Genomic DNA, 16,459 nt, shown 5'->3' on the forward strand with positions numbered 1-16,459 from the left:
CATGCAGGAAACCCTTCCAGCGAGCGCGGATCCCCACGGCCGTCTCGCGGACAACATCGTCTATTTTGCCCGCGCGCTTCGCAAGGCTGGCATGCGGGTCGGTCCTGCCTCGGTCAAGGATGCGCTCGACGCGGTGCTCGCCGCTGGCATCGGCTCACGAGACGACTTTTACTGGACGCTGCACGCTGTCCTTGTGAAGCGGCGCGAGGACCACCCCACCTTCGACGAGGCATTCAAGCTCTTCTGGAAGTCGCGCGAACTGATCGAGAAGATGATCGCCATGTTCTCGCCGGTCGCGCCGCCGCGTCAGGAGACGCGCAAGAACCGCGCTGCCGAGACGCGCGTGGGCGATGCCATGTTCGAGGGCCATCGCCAGAAGCAGGCGGCTCAGGAAGTCCCGGAGATCGAGGTCGATGCCCGCTTCACCACCTCGACCAGCGAGGTGCTGCGCGAAAAGGATTTTGCGCAGATGAGCGCGGCCGAACTCGCCGAGGCGCGGCAGGCTATCGCAAAGCTGCAGCTGCCCGAGGATTTTGTCAGCACGCGGCGATGGCGGGCTGATCCGCGCGGCAGCCGCACCGACCCGCGCGCTACCATGCGCGCCTCGATGCGAACCGGCGGCCAGCTGATCCTCCCGAAATTCAGGTCGGTGCGGAAGGTGCATCCGCCGCTGGTCGTTCTTGCCGACATTTCAGGCTCGATGAGCCAGTACACCCGCACATTCCTGCATTTCCTGCACGCGCTGCAGGCGCAGCGCGGCCACGTCCATACCTTCGTCTTTGGCACGCGGCTCACCAACCTGACGCGCCAGATGCGCCATCGCGATCCGGACGATGCGCTGACCGACTGCGCGGCGGCCGTGAAGGACTGGTCCGGCGGCACCCGGATCGGCGAGACGCTGCGCGAGTTCAACCTGCGCTGGTCGCGGCGCGTCTTGGGGCAGGGGGCAGTCGTGCTCCTCATCACCGACGGACTCGAGCGCGACGACACCGAGCTGCTTTCCGCGGAAATCGAGCGGCTGTCGAAGTCGTGCCGGCGCCTCATTTGGCTCAACCCGCTGCTGCGTTTCGACGGTTTTGAGCCGCGCGCGAAGGGCGTTCGGGCCATGCTGCCGCATGTCGACGAGTTCCGGCCGGTCCACTCGCTGAAGTCGCTCGGCGGCCTGGTGGCGTCGCTGTCAGCAACGAAATCGCGCTCGGTCCATCCACGGCGCTGGATGGGGGTTGGCACGGCGGCCTGAGCCGGATCATAGTGTTCTGGGAGGAACATCATGCATACCGCGAAAGATGAGACACGGGACCCGTTGGACGCTGCCGAGGAGTGGCTGGGCGAAGGCCGTTCTGTCGCACTCGCCACTGTGATCGAGACCTGGGGCTCTGCACCACGGCCGGTTGGCAGCCAGCTCGTCATCGACGCTGAAGGCAATTTTCTGGGCTCCGTCTCAGGGGGCTGCGTCGAAGGCGCTGTGGTCACCGAGGCCCTCGACGTCATCGACAGTGGCCAGCCACGCATGCTCGAATTCGGCGTTGCCGACGAAACCGCCTGGCGGGTTGGCCTGTCCTGCGGTGGACGTATCCGTGTTTTTGTCGAGCGGTTGAACTGACGTGGACGCATCCATTCTCAAGGCAATCAATGCGGAGCGCCGTGGTCGTCGCGCCGTGATCGTGCTCACCGATCTTGCTGACGGCAGCAGTCAGCTCATCCGCGAGGGCGAGCCAATCGCCAGCGAGTTTCGCGATGCCGTAGAAGCGGCGTTCCGGACCGGGAAATCCGGCACCATCGACGTCAACGACCAATCGTGGTTCCTCAACGCGCATCTGCCACCGCCGCGCATCGTCGTGATTGGCGCGGTCCACATCAGTCAGGCGCTGGCACCGATGGCTAAGATCGCCGGTTTCGACGTCGAGATCGTTGACCCGCGCACTGCGTTTGCGAGCGAAGAGCGCTTCCCGAATGTCGCGCTTTATCCGGAGTGGCCCGAGGACTACCTGAAGCGCCGGCCGCTCGACACCTTCGCCGCCGTGGCGGCGGTTACGCACGATCCGAAGGTCGATGACCTGCCGCTGCAGGCCGCGCTTGAAACCGGCTGCTTCTACGTAGGCGCGCTCGGCAGCCGCAAGACGCACGCCAAGCGGGTGGAACGCTTGCGTGAGGCTGGCCTCAACGACGCGCAGATTAGCCGCATCCATGCGCCCATCGGTCTGGACATTGCGGCAGCGTCGCCAGCGGAGATCGCTGTCGCCATCTTAGGCGACATCATCAAGGCGCTGCGCACGCGTGGCCTCGCTCCCGTTCAGATGGAGCTCGCCGAATGAAGTTCGGAGCGGTCCCGGTCGGCGAAGTAGAAGGCGCGATTCTGGCGCATTCGATCACCGTCGGGGCGCAGACCTGGCGCAAGGGCCGCATCCTCTCGGCCGATGATGTTCGGCAGCTGCAGTCGGCAGGCATGACCGAAGTCGTCGTGGCCTCCAAGGCGCCAGACGATCTCGATGAGAACAAGGCCGCCGAGCTGATTGCGGCTGCACTGGTCAGCCAGGGCATCGAGGCGCGCCCCGCCTCGACGGGACGCGTTAATCTTCACGCCGTTGTCAGCGGCGTCTTTACGGTGGATCGCGGCGTCGTCGACGCACTGAACCGGATCGATCCGGCGATCACGCTGGCGACTTTGCCGGACTTTTCGACGGTCGAGGCAGGTCAGATGGTGGCCACGGTCAAGATCATCCCGTTTGCGGTCGCAGAGCCGCTCGTTCGCCAGGCAATCACTCTTGCATCCCGCGATCTCCCGATAAAGCTGCATCCGTTCCAGCCCAGACGGGTTGGGCTGGTGCAGACGGTGCTGCCGTCGATCAAGAAGAGCGTCCTCGACAGGACTGCCGAGCGTACCGCCGATCGTCTGGCGCGCTCAGGCAGCATCCTCGCGGAGGAAATCCGGGTCTCCCACGAGACACCTACCGTGGCGGAGGCAGCTAAGGCGCTGGCCGCCCGCCATGACATGGTGCTGATCTTCGGCGCCTCCGCGGTGGCGGATGCCGACGACGTCATTCCTGCAGCGATCCGCCGGGAAGGGCGCGTCGAGCGCGTGGGAATGCCGGTCGATCCCGGCAATCTGCTCGTCCTTGGCGAAATCGCGAGCAGGCCAGTGATCGGGGCGCCGGGATGCGCCCGCAGCCCAAAGTTGAACGGTTTCGACTGGGTCCTGGACCGCCTGATGGCGGGCCTACCCGTCAGTGATCGCGAGATCTCCGGAATGGGGGTAGGGGGCCTCCTGATGGAGATCGAATCGCGGCCGCAGCCGCGCGAGCCGAAGCCGGCGCGCAGCCTGTCGGTTGCAGCCGTAATCCTCGCAGCCGGCAAGGGCGAGCGCATGGGCGGTCCCAACAAGCTGCTTGCGCTGTTCGACGGCGTTCCCCTCGTCCGCCATATCGCGGACTGCGTTGCGGCGGCGAAGGTTCGCACCTTAGTGCTGGTTGCGGGGCATCAGGCGGACCGCGTAACAGTTGCGCTCGGAGACGCACCGGTGCGCATTGTCGTCAACGACCACTATACCACCGGCCTGGCTTCGTCCCTCAAGGCGGGCATCGGCGCCCTGCCGCCTGACATTGCCGGCGCGATGATCGTCCTTGCCGACATGCCGCGCGTTTCGACAACAGACCTCGACCGGCTGGTCGATGCATTCGTGAAGGCCGGTGGCAGGTCGATTGTCCCGGCAACGCACGCCGGCAAGCGCGGCAATCCGGTCATCCTGCCGCGGTCGCTGTTCCCGGCTGTCGCGAAGCTCGAAGGCGACACCGGCGCCCGTCACCTCGTCGAAGGCAGCGACTTGCCGGTGATCGAGGTTGAGATAGGCGAGGCCGCGAGTCTCGATGTCGATACGCCGGAGGCGATGGCGCTCGCCGGAGGCGTACTCGAAGGATGAGAGCGGCGGCGAGCACAATCCTCATGCTGCTCGCCATCCTGCTTGCGCCTGCCGCCGTTAGAACCGCCAGCGCGGAACTGCTCGGACCCTACAAGGATGACCTCTTCACCTATCCGAAGGCGTTGGAGACGGGCGACGGCGGCGCCTATCTCTCCGTCGACTACCGCTCGGAGCGGGACATCAACCAGCGCGACGAGATCCCAGAAAAGCGAGTGTATTCACGTTACGTCGACCTCGCGCCACGACGGGTCCAGCAGGATCTCAATCTCGTGACCGATGTAGGCCGTATCCCGCATGTCGCCGTCGGCGAACGGGAAGGTGCGAAATTCATCGTCGTCTACGTGCACGGGCAGGGTGGAAGCCGCCTGCAGGGGATGAACGACTTCACCTTTGGCGGCAACTTCAACCGCATTAAGAACCTCGCCGCCCGAAATGGTGGGCTTTATCTCACCGTCGATTTCTCCAACTTCGAAGCCGCGGGCGCGAGCCAGGTCAGCCATCTCATCTCGACCTATGCGGGGGCGTCACCGCGCGCAAAGGTGTTCGTGGCGTGCGGCTCGATGGGCGGCCGAATCTGCTGGGCGTTGGCGGCCGACAAGAGGGTAGTGCCGAAGCTCGGAGGCTTGCTCCTCCTTGGCTCCCATTGGGACAATTCGTTCCTCAGGAGCCCGGCGTTCCAGGCCCGCGTCCCGGTCTATTTCGGGCATGGCGGTGCGGACAAGGTCTTCCCGGTGGAAAAGCAGGAAGCCTTCTTCCGCAGCATTCTCGCCAGGGACCCGAACTATCCCGCACGCTTCGTCCGCTTCGAGACCGGAAGCCATGGCACACCAATCCGGATGGTTGACTGGCGCCACACGCTGAACTGGATGGCTTCAGCGAGCCGCTAGGTCACGTCCACTCTTCGCAGTCGGCAGGGACCGCCCGATCCAGCGGCAGCTTGCTTGGCCGTAGCTTGCCGCGTTCGATGATGAGCGGTGAGAACGTTTCCTCGGAAATGACGCCACCGCGCTTGAGAAAGTAGCAGCCGGCGAAAGTCTGGCGCGTGCCGTCGGCCTTCGTCGCCTCGATGGCGACCGGCAATTCGAAATAGGCGCTCCCCATCGCGCCTTCCTCGAAGACCTCGCCGGTCTTCAGCCGCACGTGGCGGGTGTCAGCGAAGCCGGCGGCATAGCTCTCAAGATCAGCTGCCGGCGGCTCGGCGAAATAGCTGAACGCGCGTGCATACTCGCCGCGATTGATCGCGTTGTAGAGCGAGCGCACCAGCGCAGCCGGATTGGAATGGTCGTCGAGATAAGCCTCCTCTGCCAGAGAGGAGGTGGCGCAGCCCATGACTGCAAGGCAGGCCAGTGCGGAACGAAGCATCCGTTTCTCCTTTTACATTCTGGTTACGATAACTGGGGAGAACGCCTTGAAGGAACTGCACGATCCGTGAGTATGGAGCATAATTCAGAACCTTTTTAACCACTTGACGTTAGCGTCAAATCAAAACGCGAAACTGGGGAGGCCCCTGTGGCCGAGGACGCGAAGCTCGATTTTGCATCGCTGCTGGATGACCTGATCGCTGCATCCGAAGCCGTGGAGCCGCAGCCACGTGAGAAGATTGCGGCGCCGTCTCTCCGCATTGACATGCTGGAGCAGATCGAGCGACTGCAGGCGGAAAACATCTCGCTGTTCCCCGAGCGAGCGATGCAGGAATATGGTTCCAACGCTGGCAAGGTTCGCGAACCCCTCAAGGAGGAGACGCCGCCGCATCTCCAGCCGGCACTCGAGGACTTGTTCTTCCTCGACCCGCAGTCGATTGCCCGCGAACTGGGCATTGCGTCCGCGAAGAAGCCGGAAGACCTCGACCGCGCGCGTCGCATGTTCGCCAAGCGCTACCATCCGGACCGCGTTCCAGAGGAATTCCGCGAGCGCGCGGCCCTGCGCATGCAGATCGCCAACATGCTGATCGACGACGCGAAGCGCGCCCGGCGTTAGGCCGAAACTTGCGCGAAACTTGTGCTTTAAACGTCCCGAGGGCGGCCAATAGTACGCGCGCTCTGGTTGCTGCCAGAACTTCTGCCACGATGTGTTGAAAATTACGCAGCGGCTATTGCTATAGCGACGACCCCCAGTGTTATCCTTCCGTTAAGAATCAGTAGGCCGATCGAACGAGAGGTACGTCGGTATGGGGGATAGGGCCTCTTTTGAGGGGCGATACGCGACCAGCAACGATGTTGCGGACGAAACCAGCGATGTCGATCTCATCGAGGTTTCTGGTAACATCAAGTGGTTCGACGTCGCCAAAGGTTACGGGTTCATCGTCCCCGATGACGCAACCATCGGTGACGTTCTCCTGCACGTCACTTGCCTCCGCAAGGACGGTTTCCAGACCGCCCTGGAAGGTGCCCGTATCGTCTGTCTCATCCGCAAGGGTGAACGCGGCTTCCAGGCATTCAAGGTCATATCGATGGACAACTCCTGCGCTGTCCATCCGGCCGAGCAGCCGATGCAGCGCACGCATGTCACCGTGGTACCGGAAAGCGGGCTCGAGCGCGCGCTGGTGAAGTGGTTCAACCGCACCAAGGGCTTTGGCTTCCTCACGCGCGGCGAGGGCACGGAAGACATCTTCATCCACATGGAGACGCTCCGGCGCTACGGCTTGACCGAACTGCGCCCCGGCCAGGTGGTGCTCGTGCGCTACGGCCACGGTGATAAAGGCCTTATGGCTGCCGAAATTCACCCTGACATAGGTACCTTGCCGATCGCTCACTGATTCATCAGTCGGCAGGGGAACCTGATATGCATCGACCATCTTGGACCGCCGCCCTGCTGGCCATTTCCCTCGTCGCGACCGCGGCTCCTGTTTCCGTGCTCGCACAGGCGCCTGCCGCGACCGGCAATCCGATGATCCTGGAGATCGATCCGGCACCTCTGGTTGCTGAGACCGCCAGCGGCGAAAAGTCGTTCACTATCGAGGTTGCCGACGAGGACCACGAGCGCGCCGCCGGCCTGATGTTCCGCACCGAGATGCCGGACGATCACGGCATGCTGTTCGAGTTCCAACAGACCCGTCGGGTTGCCTTCTGGATGAAGAACACGCCGATGCCGCTTGATCTCGTCTTCATCGGTGAGGACGGCAAGGTGATCGCCGTCCTTCCGGGCGAACCCTTTTCGACTGCATCCATCACGCCGAACGCTCCGACCCGATTTGTTCTTGAACTGAAGGCCGGGACAGCGCAGAAGGCGGGCATCGTCGATGGCGTGCGCTTGCGCCATCCGCGAATTGATGTGGTTGCGGACTAGGCGGTCTGGCTCTGACCGGGTCCAGACGGGGCTGACAGTTTCTGATGCAGACGTTTCATAACGACGGTTTCGAGATCGCGTTCATTGAGCAGTCGCCGGCGAATGGCGGTGAAGGCGAACCGGTCCTCCTGATCCATGGCTTCGCGTCCAGCTATCTCGTCAACTGGATCTCGCCTGGCTGGGTGAAGACCCTGACCGAAGCCGGCTATCGCGTCATCGCGCTCGACAACCGCGGTCATGGCCGCTCGACCAAGAGCTACAACCCCGCCGCCTACACGCCGAGCGAGATGGCGACCGACGCGGCCGCGCTCCTCGATCATCTCGGCATCGAGAAAGCTCACGTCTTCGGCTACTCGATGGGCGCGCGCATTTCGGCATTCCTTGCGCTGGAGCATCCCGAAAAAATCGCGACGTTGATCCTTGGTGGCCTCGGCTACGGTATGGTCGACGGTGTCGGCGACTGGGATCCAATTGCTGATGCGCTGGTTGCGCCCGATCCGGAGGCGATCTCCCATCCGCGCGGAAAAATGTTCCGCACCTTTGCCGATCAGACCCGCAGCGACCGTCAGGCGCTTGCGGCCTGCATCGCTACCTCGCGCGAACTGGTTTCGGAAGCGCAGATGACGACCATCACCGCACCGGTGCTGGTTGGCGTCGGGACCAAGGACGACATTGCCGGTTCCGCCCAACGTCTCGCGGCACTGCTGCCGAACGGTGAAGCATTCGACATCGAGGGCAGGGACCACATGCTTGCAGTCGGCGACCGCACCTTTAAGGCGCGGGTGATCGAATTCCTCAAGGAACATCCGATCACATGAAGCCGGTTTCGCTCGAATTTGCTGGCGCTGAAGGCAACCGCCTGCAGGCGGACCTCTGGGATGGACGCGGCCATCCGGTCGTGCTCCTGCATGGTGGCGGCCAGACGCGTCGCGCCTGGGACGCCACTGCGCGCCGCATCGCCGAAGCCGGCATGCGGGCGATTACGGTCGATCTCCGTGGCCACGGCGATAGCGAATGGGCGGCGAGCGGTAACTATACCTTCAGAGCGTACGGCGCAGACGCAGCCGCCATCTTCCAGCAGGTCATCGACAAATTTCATGCTCGTCCATCAGCCGTCGGCGCTTCGCTTGGCGGACTGTCCGCCCTTCTGGCGGAGACCGGCCAAGGGCCGCTGATCCATTCGCTGATCCTGGTGGACGTGACGCCACGCATGGACCCGCAGGGCGTGAGCAAAGTGCAGGGTTTCATGGGCGCACGTCTCGACGAGGGCTTCGCCTCGCTCGAAGAAGCGGCGGACGCGATTTCAGCCTACATGCCGCATCGCAAGCGCCCGCGCTCGCTTGATGGCCTGCGCAAGAACCTGCGCCTTTGCGAAGATGGCCGTTATCGCTGGCACTGGGATCCGGCCTTCATCACCAGCCCTTCGAACATCAATGCCGGTGCTGCGGCGACAATGGAAGAACTGACCGCGCGGCTGCCCGAGCTGCGCGTGCCGACGCTTCTCGTGCGCGGAATGCAGTCCGAGCTCGTCCAGGAAGAGCATGCCCGAGAATTCGTTTCGCTGGCACCCGCTGCGACCTATGTCGACATTAGCGGGGCAGGACACATGATCGCCGGCGACAAGAACGACGTGTTCTGCAACGCAGTTCTCGATTTCCTGCGCGAGGACGAGGCCGCCTGAGCGGACTCCACTCCGCTTAGCGGCCGCGAAATACGGGCCGCCGCTTCTCGCGGAACGCAGCGCGGCCTTCCGCATAGTCTTCGCTCTCGAATGTCGCGTCACCAAGCGCCACCGCCTGCGCCAGCTCGTCTTCTTTGCCCGTCAGACAGGCGCGGATCGACGCCTTGGTAGCGCGGATAGTGAGCGGTGCGTTCGCCGCAATCTCGGCCGCGAGATGCTGCACATGCGCATCGAGATCCTCTGGTACCAGTTCCATCAGGAACCCCGCTGACAGCGCGTTCTGCGCATCGAGGCGCGCCGCCGAGTAGACTAGGTATTTTGCCAGCTGGGGCCCGACCGAATTAACGATATCGGCCATCGCATCCGCCGGGTAGGCAAGTCCAAGGCGTGCGGCCGGAACGCTGAACAGTGCCGAAGTATCGGCAATGCGAATGTCGCAGGACGCCGCAAGACCAAAACCGCCGCCGAAGCAGATGCCGCGGATCGCGGCGATCGTCGGCAGGGGGCAGTTGCGAATGGCGGCAAAGGTTCGGGAATTTTCTGCCTCATAGGCCCGCGCGCTCGCCGCATCCTTGCGCACGGTGTCGAACTCGTTGATGTCGGCGCCAGCGCAAAAATCTTTGCCACTGCCGGTCAATACGACCACCCGAACATCCTCGTCGCGGGCGAGGTGGGTATAGAGATCCGCCATCTCCCGCCACATCGCCTGGTTCATCGCATTCTTGCGATCCGGCCGGTTAATCGTGATGGTGACGACGGCGCTGTCACGCGCCACATTCAAGAACCCGGATTTCACGATATCACCATCACGCGCATGTCAGTTTCCATTGAACGGACGTTCAGAAGAATTAGGTTTAGTTGACAGCCTGTTGGGTTTATGGTTGGCCCTGCGTCCGCAATAGGGCGATCGACGAGGAAAGCCACGATGAGCAGCACCCGAGCAATCCGGTCCGAGACTGTGAAGCCGATGGATCCGATCTGGGATGCGGTACGCGCCGAAGCGAGCGAAGCCGTTGACCGCGATCCGTTACTTGCGGCTTTTCTCTACTCGACAATACTCAACCAGACCAGCCTCGAATCCGCGGTCATTCATCGCGTGTCCGAACGGCTCGACCATTCCGATTTTCCGGCCGACCTCATCCGCCAGACCTATGAGGCGATGTTCGCCGAGAACCCCGAATGGGGTTCCATCGTGCGGGTGGACATCCAAGCCTATTACGACCGCGATCCCGCATGCGACCGGTTCCTGATGCCGGTTCTGTACTTCAAGGGCTTCCACGCGATCCAGACGCATCGCCTCGCCCACTGGCTCTGGAGCCGCGGCCGCAAGGATTTCGCGCTCTACCTGCAGAGCCGCTCCTCGGCGGTGTTCCAGACCGACATCCACCCAGCCGCCAGGATGGGCAAGGGCATCTTCATCGACCATGCCACCGGCATCGTCGTCGGCGAGACGGCAGTCATCGAGGATGATGTGTCGATCCTCCACGGCGTGACGCTCGGCGGCACCGGCAAGACTGCTGGCGACCGGCATCCGAAGATCCGCCACGGCGTGCTGATCGGAGCCGGAGCGAAGATTCTCGGCAACATCGAAGTGGGCCATTGCTCGAAGATTGCGGCCGGTTCCGTGCTGCTGAACTCGATCCCGAACAACAAGACGGTAGCCGGCGTTCCCGCCCGCATCGTCGGCGAAACGGGGTGCGACGAGCCGGCCCGGGCGATGGACCAGCTCATCACGAGAAGCTGACGCGGCGTATCCCCAACCCTGTCTTGAAAGAGGCCCCTCGGGCTTTACATGCTTGTGCTCAGCGTGCCAGAAGCGCCGCCTAAGCCAAAGTCATCGGAGTACAGGTTTTGAAGCCCGAAGAGATCAAGAAGCTTGATGCCTATTTCAAGCGCACGTTCCAGAACCCGCAGCTTCAGGTGAAGGCACGCCCGCGCAAGAACGATTCCTGCGAGGTTTACATCGGCGAAGAGTTTCTCGGCATCGTGTTCAAGGACGATGACGACGGCGATCTCTCCTACAATTTCTCGATGGCGATCCTCGACGTCGATCTCGACTAAAATGAGCTGGGGCCGCGCCTAAGCGGTCCCATCTTCCTTCAGCGCGTCGAGCGCCAGCTCGATTGCGTGATATGCCGCCTGATGCCGGACATAGTCGCGGCCGCGGTTCTTAAAAATACGATGCTCCGCCCTTGGAGCCTGTCCCTTCAGCGCGACGCCGAACCACACAAGCCCGACTGGCTTCTCCGCGCTGCCACCATCCGGACCGGCAATGCCGGTCACCGACAGCGTCAGTCCCGCGCGCGAGCGCTCTAGCGCCCCCGCAGCCATTTCCAGCGCTGTCTGTTCCGACACCGCGCCATACTTCTCCAGCGTGGCCGACGAGACGCCCAGCATGTCCATCTTGGCTTCGTTCGAATAAGTGACGAAGCCGCGATCAACCATAGAGGACGAGCCAGGCAGGTCGGTCATCAGCGACACGATCATCCCGCCGGTGCAGGATTCGGCTGTGGCAACGAGAATCCCGCGCTTCTTGCAGATTTCGAGCAGGAGGCGGGTGCGTTCAACGATCTCTGTCATTCCGGCAGTTCCCCTGGATAGACGACCGTGGCGGTCGCGATGGCTGCGATTCCTTCTTCGCGGCCTACAAACCCCATCCGCTCATTGGTGGTTGCCTTGATCGACACTCGATCCGGCGAAATTTTGAGCATGTGGGAAAGGGTCGCCGTCATCGCTTCGCGATGCGGTCCGACCTTCGGGGCTTCGGCGATCAGGGTGATGTCGGCATTGGCGATGCGCCCGCCACGCTCGCGCACGATCCGTACCGCCTCCTCGACGAAGATGCGTGATGCGGCACCCTTCCACCGCATGTCGGACGGCGGGAAGTGGGTGCCGATATCACCGGCACCGCAGGTGGCGAGCAGCGCGTCGGTGAGGGCGTGCAGGCCGACGTCCGCATCCGAATGGCCCGAGAGCGCCCTGTGGTAGGGGATAGCGACGCCGCACAGCGTGACATGATCTCCCTCGCCGAACGAGTGGACGTCGTAGCCATTGCCGGTCCGCACGTCCGGAAAGGATTGGGAGAGCCGCGCATTCGCCATTTCGATGTCCTTTGCCCAGGTCAGCTTAACATTGTCGGGGGAGCCTTCGACGATCCGAACCGGAATGCCGGCCCATTCGGCGATCGCCGCATCGTCCGTAAAATCTTCGCGGCCCTGCCGGAAGGCCTCCTCATGCGCTTCAAGAATCTTTCCGAAGGGAAATCCCTGCGGCGTCTGGGCGGCATAAAGGTCGGCGCGGGGAACGGTCGTGACGACGATCCCGTCCTTGTCGGCCTTTTTGATAGTGTCGGATACCGGAACAGCGGGCAGGGCCCCGACCGAAAGATCAGCGCAGACGCGATCGATCAGTGCGGCGTCCACGAACGGGCGTACTGCATCATGAATGAGCACACCGTTCAGGTTCTTGTCCTGCAAGGCGAGGAGCGCCAACCGCGTCGAGGCTTGCCGGGTAGGCCCGCCGGGCACCACGGTGACACCCTCAGCCAGATCGCCAACCGCTTGCCGGAACAGCTCGAAATCCTCCGCGTGAATCGCGACAGAAATTTCCGAGATCAGCGGATGTTTCCTGAAGGCGCGCAGCGCCCGGCGAATGACCGGTTCGCCGCCAACCTTGCGATATTGCTTGGGTCCTTCGACTGACTGCCCCGCTCGTTCGCCGCGTCCTGCGGCCACGAGTACTGCACCGATTCTGCGGTTGCTCATGGTCTTCTGCATTCCCCCAGTGGACCACCGAACCCATAGTTGGAGCGGCGGTGAATGACCAGCCTTCAGAAAATCATTGCGGCTTCAATTTCCGGATTGCAGCGCAACGCGTTCATGTCTATGGAATGTGCATCAACTCTTACTGCATGGTTTTTGTGCATGAGCTGTAGAAGCCTTCTGGCTGAACCATTGAAGATCGGCGGGCTGGAAATTCCCAACAGGGTCATACTCGCCCCGATGTCAGGCGTGACGGACGAGCCCTTCCGCCGCCGGGCGATCGCGCACGGGGCCGGTCTTGTCGTATCCGAAATGGTAGCCAGTGCGGAGCTCGCCAAGGGCCGCCGGAACTCCGAGCTGCGAATCAGGCGTCCGGACGTCGCCATTCACATGGTGCAGCTTGCGGGCCGTGATGCCGAGTGGATGGCCGAGGGCGCTCGAATAGCAGCGGCCGAGGGCGCGGACATCATCGATATCAACATGGGCTGTCCCGCCAAGAAGGTGACGGGCGGCTATTGTGGCTCGGCGCTGATGCGCGAGCCTGATCATGCCCTGACACTGATCGAAGCCGTGGTGAAGGCAGTCGATGTGCCGGTAACGGTGAAGATGCGCCTCGGCTGGGACGAAGATTCAATTAATGCGCCGGCGATCGCTGCGCGGGCCGAAAGCGCCGGCGTCGCCATGATTACCGTTCACGGCCGCACCCGCTGCCAGTTCTACAAGGGCAGGGCCGACCGTGACGCCATCCGCCGGATCAAGGAGAACGTCAGCGTACCGGTCGTCGCCAATGGCGATATTTCCAGTCACGACGACGCTCTCGACATGCTCGAACGCTCCGGCGCCGACGCGGTGATGATCGGCAGAGAGCATTACGGCCGGCCATGGCTCGCAGGCGAGGTTGCCTCGGCAGCGTATGACGAGCAGAACCTCTCCGTACCCCGCACGCCGCGTCAGCTTTTTGATTATATTTCCGATCATTACGCCGACATGCTGATGTTTTACGGTGAGGGGCAGGGCCTGCGCCATGCCCGAAAGCATCTTGGCTGGTACCTCGAACGGCATGCATCCGGCGTGTCGCCGGAACTTCGGCAGCAGATCATGACATCGACGGAACCAGCGATCGTCATCGATGGCCTCAGACAGGCGTTTGCGGACGAGCCGCTCAGGAGTGCAGCGTGAACAAGCGACCAGACATGAGCGGCGATGCCGCCGCGATCGTCCTCAACACGATCCGCAGGCCGGTCATCATGGTGGATCCGAAGGGGTTCATCGTGTTTGCCAATGCCGACGCCGAGGACTTTTTCCGTGCGAGCGCCACGCTGCTGGCTCGCGATGGGCTGGAGCGCTACGTGCCGTTCGGCAGCCCGCTGCTGGCACTGGTAGATCAGGTCCGCCAGCGCCGTGCACCAGTAAACGAATACCGCGTCGACATCTCATCTCCGCGTCTTGGATCAGACCGCGTCGTCGACCTCTATGTCGCTCCCGTTCCGGAGCTCGAGGGGCATGTCGTCGTCATGTTCCAGGAACGCTCGATGGCGGACAAGATCGACCGCCAGATGACGCATCGCGGCGCCGCCCGCTCGGTAACCGGCCTCGCCGCCATGCTGGCACACGAGATCAAGAACCCGCTTTCCGGCATTCGCGGCGCGGCACAACTGCTTGAAAGCGTCGTCGGCGACGAGGACCGCCCGCTGGCGCGTCTGATTCAGGACGAGACCGACCGTATCGTGTCGCTGGTCGACCGCATGGAAGTCTTCTCGGACGAGCGTCCGATCGAGCGCTTCCCGGTCAACATCCACGTCGTACTCGACCACGTGAAGGCGCTGGCGCTGAATGGCTTTGCCAGCCGCATCCGCATCATCGAGGACTATGACCCGTCGCTGCCGCCCGTCTACGGCAATCGCGACCAGCTGATCCAGGTGTTCCTGAACCTGGTGAAGAACGCGGCGGAAGCGATTGGCAACGAGCCAAACGGCGAGATCACACTCTCGACGGCCTTCCGGCCGGGCATCCGGCTTTCGGTGCCGGGAACGGCCGACAGGGTGTCGCTGCCGCTCGAATTTTGCGTCCACGACAACGGGCGAGGGGTGCCCGAGGACCTGCTGCCGATCCTGTTCGATCCTTTCATCACCACCAAGCCGAACGGCTCCGGCCTTGGGCTCGCGCTGGTGGCGAAGATCGTCGGCGAGCACGGCGGTGTCATTGAATGCGACTCGTCGCCGAGGGGAACGACATTTCGCATCCTTATGCCGGCTTGGAGGGAGCCGAGGGAGCCAGAAGAAAAGACGGGTGAAGGGACTGCAGAATGAGCGTGCGCGGGCAAATCCTTGTTGCAGACGATGATGCTGCGATCCGCACCGTATTGAGCCAGGCACTCTCGCGTGTCGGCCATGAGGTGCGCGTCACATCAAATGCATCGACCTTGTGGCGCTGGGTTGGCGCGGGAGATGGCGACATCGTCATCACCGACGTCGTCATGCCGGACGAGAACGCGTTCGACATGCTGCCGCGCATCAAGAAGGCGCGTCCGGAACTGCCGGTGATCGTCATGAGCGCGCAGAACACGTTCATGACCGCAATCCGTGCCTCGGAGGCGGGCGCCTACGAGTACTTGCCGAAGCCGTTCGATCTGACCGAGCTTCTCAACATCGTCCAGCGCGCGCTCTCCGAGCCGCGCCGCAATAAGGTCGACAAGAACGCGGACGAAGCGCTGGAATCGATGCCGCTGATCGGCCGGTCGAGCGCAATGCAGGACATCTACCGCATGCTCGCCCGCATGATGCAGACCGACCTGACGGTCATGATCACCGGCGAGTCGGGCACCGGCAAGGAGCTGGTGGCGCGCGCACTGCATGAATATGGCCGCCGCCGCAACGGGCCGTTCGTGGCGATCAACATGGCCGCGATCCCGCGTGACCTCATCGAGTCGGAACTCTTCGGCCATGAGAAAGGCGCTTTCACCGGCGCGCAGAGCAGGTCGGCCGGCCGATTCGAGCAGGCAGAGGGCGGCACGCTGTTCCTCGATGAGATCGGCGACATGCCGATGGAAGCCCAGACGCGCCTCCTGCGCGTGCTGCAGCAGGGCGAGTACACCACCGTCGGCGGCCGCACGCCCATCCGTACCGACGTGCGTATCGTTGCCGCGACCAACAAGGACCTGCGCACCCTCATCAACCAGGGCCTGTTCCGCGAGGACCTTTTCTATCGCCTGAACGTCGTGCCGCTGCGCCTTCCGCCGCTGCGCGAGCGCACCGAGGACGTGCCGGATCTCGTTCGCCATTTCTTCAAGCAGGTGGAGAGCGAGGGCCTGCAGGCGAAGCGAATCGCCCCTGCCGGCATCGAGCTGATGAAGCGCTATTCGTGGCCGGGTAACGTTCGCGAGCTCGAAAATCTCGTCCGCCGCCTGGCAGCGCTTTACCCGCAGGACGAGATCACCGCCGAGATCATCGAGCAGGAACTGCAGACGATCGAGCCGAAGACCGAGAGTGCCGCAACTGGCACGATGCTGCCGGACGACATCACGATTTCGCACGCGGTCGAGCACTATCTGCAGCGTTATTTCGCGAGCTTTGGTGGGGAGTTGCCGCCACCTGGCCTATACGACCGCGTCCTTGCGGAGGTCGAGTATCCGCTGGTTCTGGCGGCGATGACCGCGACGCGCGGGAATCAGATCAAGGCGGCGGAATTGCTCGGATTGAACCGCAACACCCTGAGAAAGAAGATCCGCGAACTCGGTGTGAACGTCTACCGCGCCTCGAAATAGCCATTTAGTCGCTGGAAATCGCGACCTCACGCTTGCGCTTGTTGCACATTCGC

The 16,459-nt window shown here is 63.0% G+C and carries 19 protein-coding genes; 15 read left to right on the top strand and 4 right to left on the bottom strand.

The features are described from left to right. The first annotated feature begins 1 nt into the window (after position 1). From L630_RS0103240 to L630_RS0103260, 5 genes are read left to right on the top strand one after another with little or no spacing between them, the layout of a single operon-like run. Positions 2-1,240 carry a VWA domain-containing protein gene (locus L630_RS0103240; protein ID WP_024846850.1) on the top strand — a complete coding sequence of 413 codons (1,239 nt, stop codon included), beginning with the start codon at positions 2-4 and terminating at the stop codon, positions 1,238-1,240. Positions 1,241-1,270: 30 nt separating this feature from the next. Continuing rightward, the gene (locus L630_RS0103245) at positions 1,271-1,603 is read left to right on the top strand and encodes an XdhC family protein (protein ID WP_024846851.1); all 333 of its coding nucleotides are present in this window, start codon (positions 1,271-1,273) and stop codon (positions 1,601-1,603) included. A 1-nt stretch (position 1,604) separates the two neighbouring features. Then, positions 1,605-2,315 carry an XdhC family protein gene (locus L630_RS0103250; protein WP_024846852.1) on the top strand — a complete coding sequence of 237 codons (711 nt, stop codon included), beginning with the start codon at positions 1,605-1,607 and terminating at the stop codon, positions 2,313-2,315. After that, positions 2,312-3,916, top strand: a complete 1,605-nt coding sequence (locus tag L630_RS0103255) for a molybdopterin-binding/glycosyltransferase family 2 protein (protein ID WP_024846853.1) — start codon at positions 2,312-2,314, stop codon at positions 3,914-3,916. Before L630_RS0103250 ends, L630_RS0103255 begins: the two co-directional genes overlap by 4 nt. 23 nt (positions 3,917-3,939) lie before the next feature. Next, the gene (locus L630_RS0103260) at positions 3,940-4,803 is read left to right on the top strand and encodes an alpha/beta hydrolase (protein WP_144708669.1); all 864 of its coding nucleotides are present in this window, start codon (positions 3,940-3,942) and stop codon (positions 4,801-4,803) included. A gap of 1 nt (position 4,804) precedes the next feature. Here the strand turns inward: L630_RS0103260 and L630_RS0103265 are convergent, their stop codons facing one another. Continuing rightward, the gene (locus L630_RS0103265) at positions 4,805-5,278 is read right to left on the bottom strand and encodes a hypothetical protein (RefSeq protein ID WP_024846855.1); all 474 of its coding nucleotides are present in this window, start codon (positions 5,276-5,278) and stop codon (positions 4,805-4,807) included. A 147-nt stretch (positions 5,279-5,425) separates the two neighbouring features. Here L630_RS0103265 and L630_RS0103270 point away from each other — a divergent pair, with 147 nt between their 5' ends. From L630_RS0103270 to L630_RS0103290, 5 genes are all read left to right on the top strand, one after another. After that, the gene (locus L630_RS0103270) at positions 5,426-5,893 is read left to right on the top strand and encodes a hypothetical protein (RefSeq protein ID WP_024846856.1); all 468 of its coding nucleotides are present in this window, start codon (positions 5,426-5,428) and stop codon (positions 5,891-5,893) included. A 190-nt stretch (positions 5,894-6,083) separates the two neighbouring features. After that, positions 6,084-6,671 carry a cold-shock protein gene (locus tag L630_RS0103275; protein ID WP_024846857.1) on the top strand — a complete coding sequence of 196 codons (588 nt, stop codon included), beginning with the start codon at positions 6,084-6,086 and terminating at the stop codon, positions 6,669-6,671. A 26-nt stretch (positions 6,672-6,697) separates the two neighbouring features. Next, positions 6,698-7,201: a DUF192 domain-containing protein gene (locus L630_RS0103280; RefSeq protein WP_024846858.1), complete on the top strand. Its 504-nt coding sequence runs from the start codon at positions 6,698-6,700 to the stop codon at positions 7,199-7,201. Positions 7,202-7,245: 44 nt separating this feature from the next. Then, the gene (locus L630_RS0103285) at positions 7,246-8,019 is read left to right on the top strand and encodes an alpha/beta hydrolase (protein ID WP_024846859.1); all 774 of its coding nucleotides are present in this window, start codon (positions 7,246-7,248) and stop codon (positions 8,017-8,019) included. Continuing rightward, positions 8,016-8,882 (top strand): alpha/beta hydrolase, encoded by an 867-nt coding sequence (locus L630_RS0103290; protein ID WP_024846860.1) that lies wholly within the window; start codon positions 8,016-8,018, stop codon positions 8,880-8,882. Before L630_RS0103285 ends, L630_RS0103290 begins: the two co-directional genes overlap by 4 nt. 16 nt (positions 8,883-8,898) lie before the next feature. Here L630_RS0103290 and L630_RS0103295 read toward each other — a convergent pair whose 3' ends face one another. Then, a complete protein-coding gene (locus L630_RS0103295; protein WP_034329260.1) occupies positions 8,899-9,678 on the bottom strand; it encodes an enoyl-CoA hydratase-related protein in 780 nt (259 codons plus the stop codon). Between the two features lie 129 nt (positions 9,679-9,807). Between L630_RS0103295 and cysE the strand changes: the two genes are divergently transcribed. Together cysE and L630_RS0103305 are read left to right on the top strand one after the other, a co-directional pair. Then, positions 9,808-10,626: a serine O-acetyltransferase gene (gene cysE / locus L630_RS0103300; RefSeq protein ID WP_024846862.1), complete on the top strand. Its 819-nt coding sequence runs from the start codon at positions 9,808-9,810 to the stop codon at positions 10,624-10,626. Positions 10,627-10,733: 107 nt separating this feature from the next. Beyond that, positions 10,734-10,943, top strand: a complete 210-nt coding sequence (locus tag L630_RS0103305) for a DUF3126 family protein (RefSeq protein ID WP_024846863.1) — start codon at positions 10,734-10,736, stop codon at positions 10,941-10,943. 18 nt (positions 10,944-10,961) lie between these two features. Here the strand turns inward: L630_RS0103305 and L630_RS0103310 are convergent, their stop codons facing one another. Beyond that, on the bottom strand, positions 10,962-11,462 hold the full coding sequence (locus L630_RS0103310) for a CinA family protein (RefSeq protein WP_024846864.1): 501 nt from the start codon (positions 11,460-11,462) through the stop codon (positions 10,962-10,964). After that, positions 11,459-12,646: a bifunctional 2-C-methyl-D-erythritol 4-phosphate cytidylyltransferase/2-C-methyl-D-erythritol 2,4-cyclodiphosphate synthase gene (locus L630_RS0103315; protein WP_024846865.1), complete on the bottom strand. Its 1,188-nt coding sequence runs from the start codon at positions 12,644-12,646 to the stop codon at positions 11,459-11,461. Before L630_RS0103315 ends, L630_RS0103310 begins: the two co-directional genes overlap by 4 nt. A 159-nt stretch (positions 12,647-12,805) precedes the next feature. On the opposite strand from L630_RS0103315, the gene dusB reads away from it, so the two are divergent. The 3 genes from dusB to ntrC are packed head-to-tail and all read left to right on the top strand — an operon-like array spanning position 12,806 to position 16,406. Then, positions 12,806-13,822, top strand: a complete 1,017-nt coding sequence (dusB, locus tag L630_RS0103320) for a tRNA dihydrouridine synthase DusB (RefSeq protein ID WP_024846866.1) — start codon at positions 12,806-12,808, stop codon at positions 13,820-13,822. A 14-nt stretch (positions 13,823-13,836) separates the two neighbouring features. Further along, a complete protein-coding gene (locus tag L630_RS0103325; protein WP_024846867.1) occupies positions 13,837-14,952 on the top strand; it encodes a nitrogen regulation protein NR(II) in 1,116 nt (371 codons plus the stop codon). Beyond that, on the top strand, positions 14,949-16,406 hold the full coding sequence (ntrC, locus tag L630_RS0103330) for a nitrogen regulation protein NR(I) (RefSeq protein WP_024846868.1): 1,458 nt from the start codon (positions 14,949-14,951) through the stop codon (positions 16,404-16,406). The genes L630_RS0103325 and ntrC overlap by 4 nt, the downstream gene beginning before the upstream one ends. Positions 16,407-16,459 lie beyond the last annotated feature (53 nt).

The sequence above is a fragment of the Aminobacter sp. J41 genome (assembly GCF_000526635.1).
GTDB lineage: Bacteria > Pseudomonadota > Alphaproteobacteria > Rhizobiales > Rhizobiaceae > Aerobium.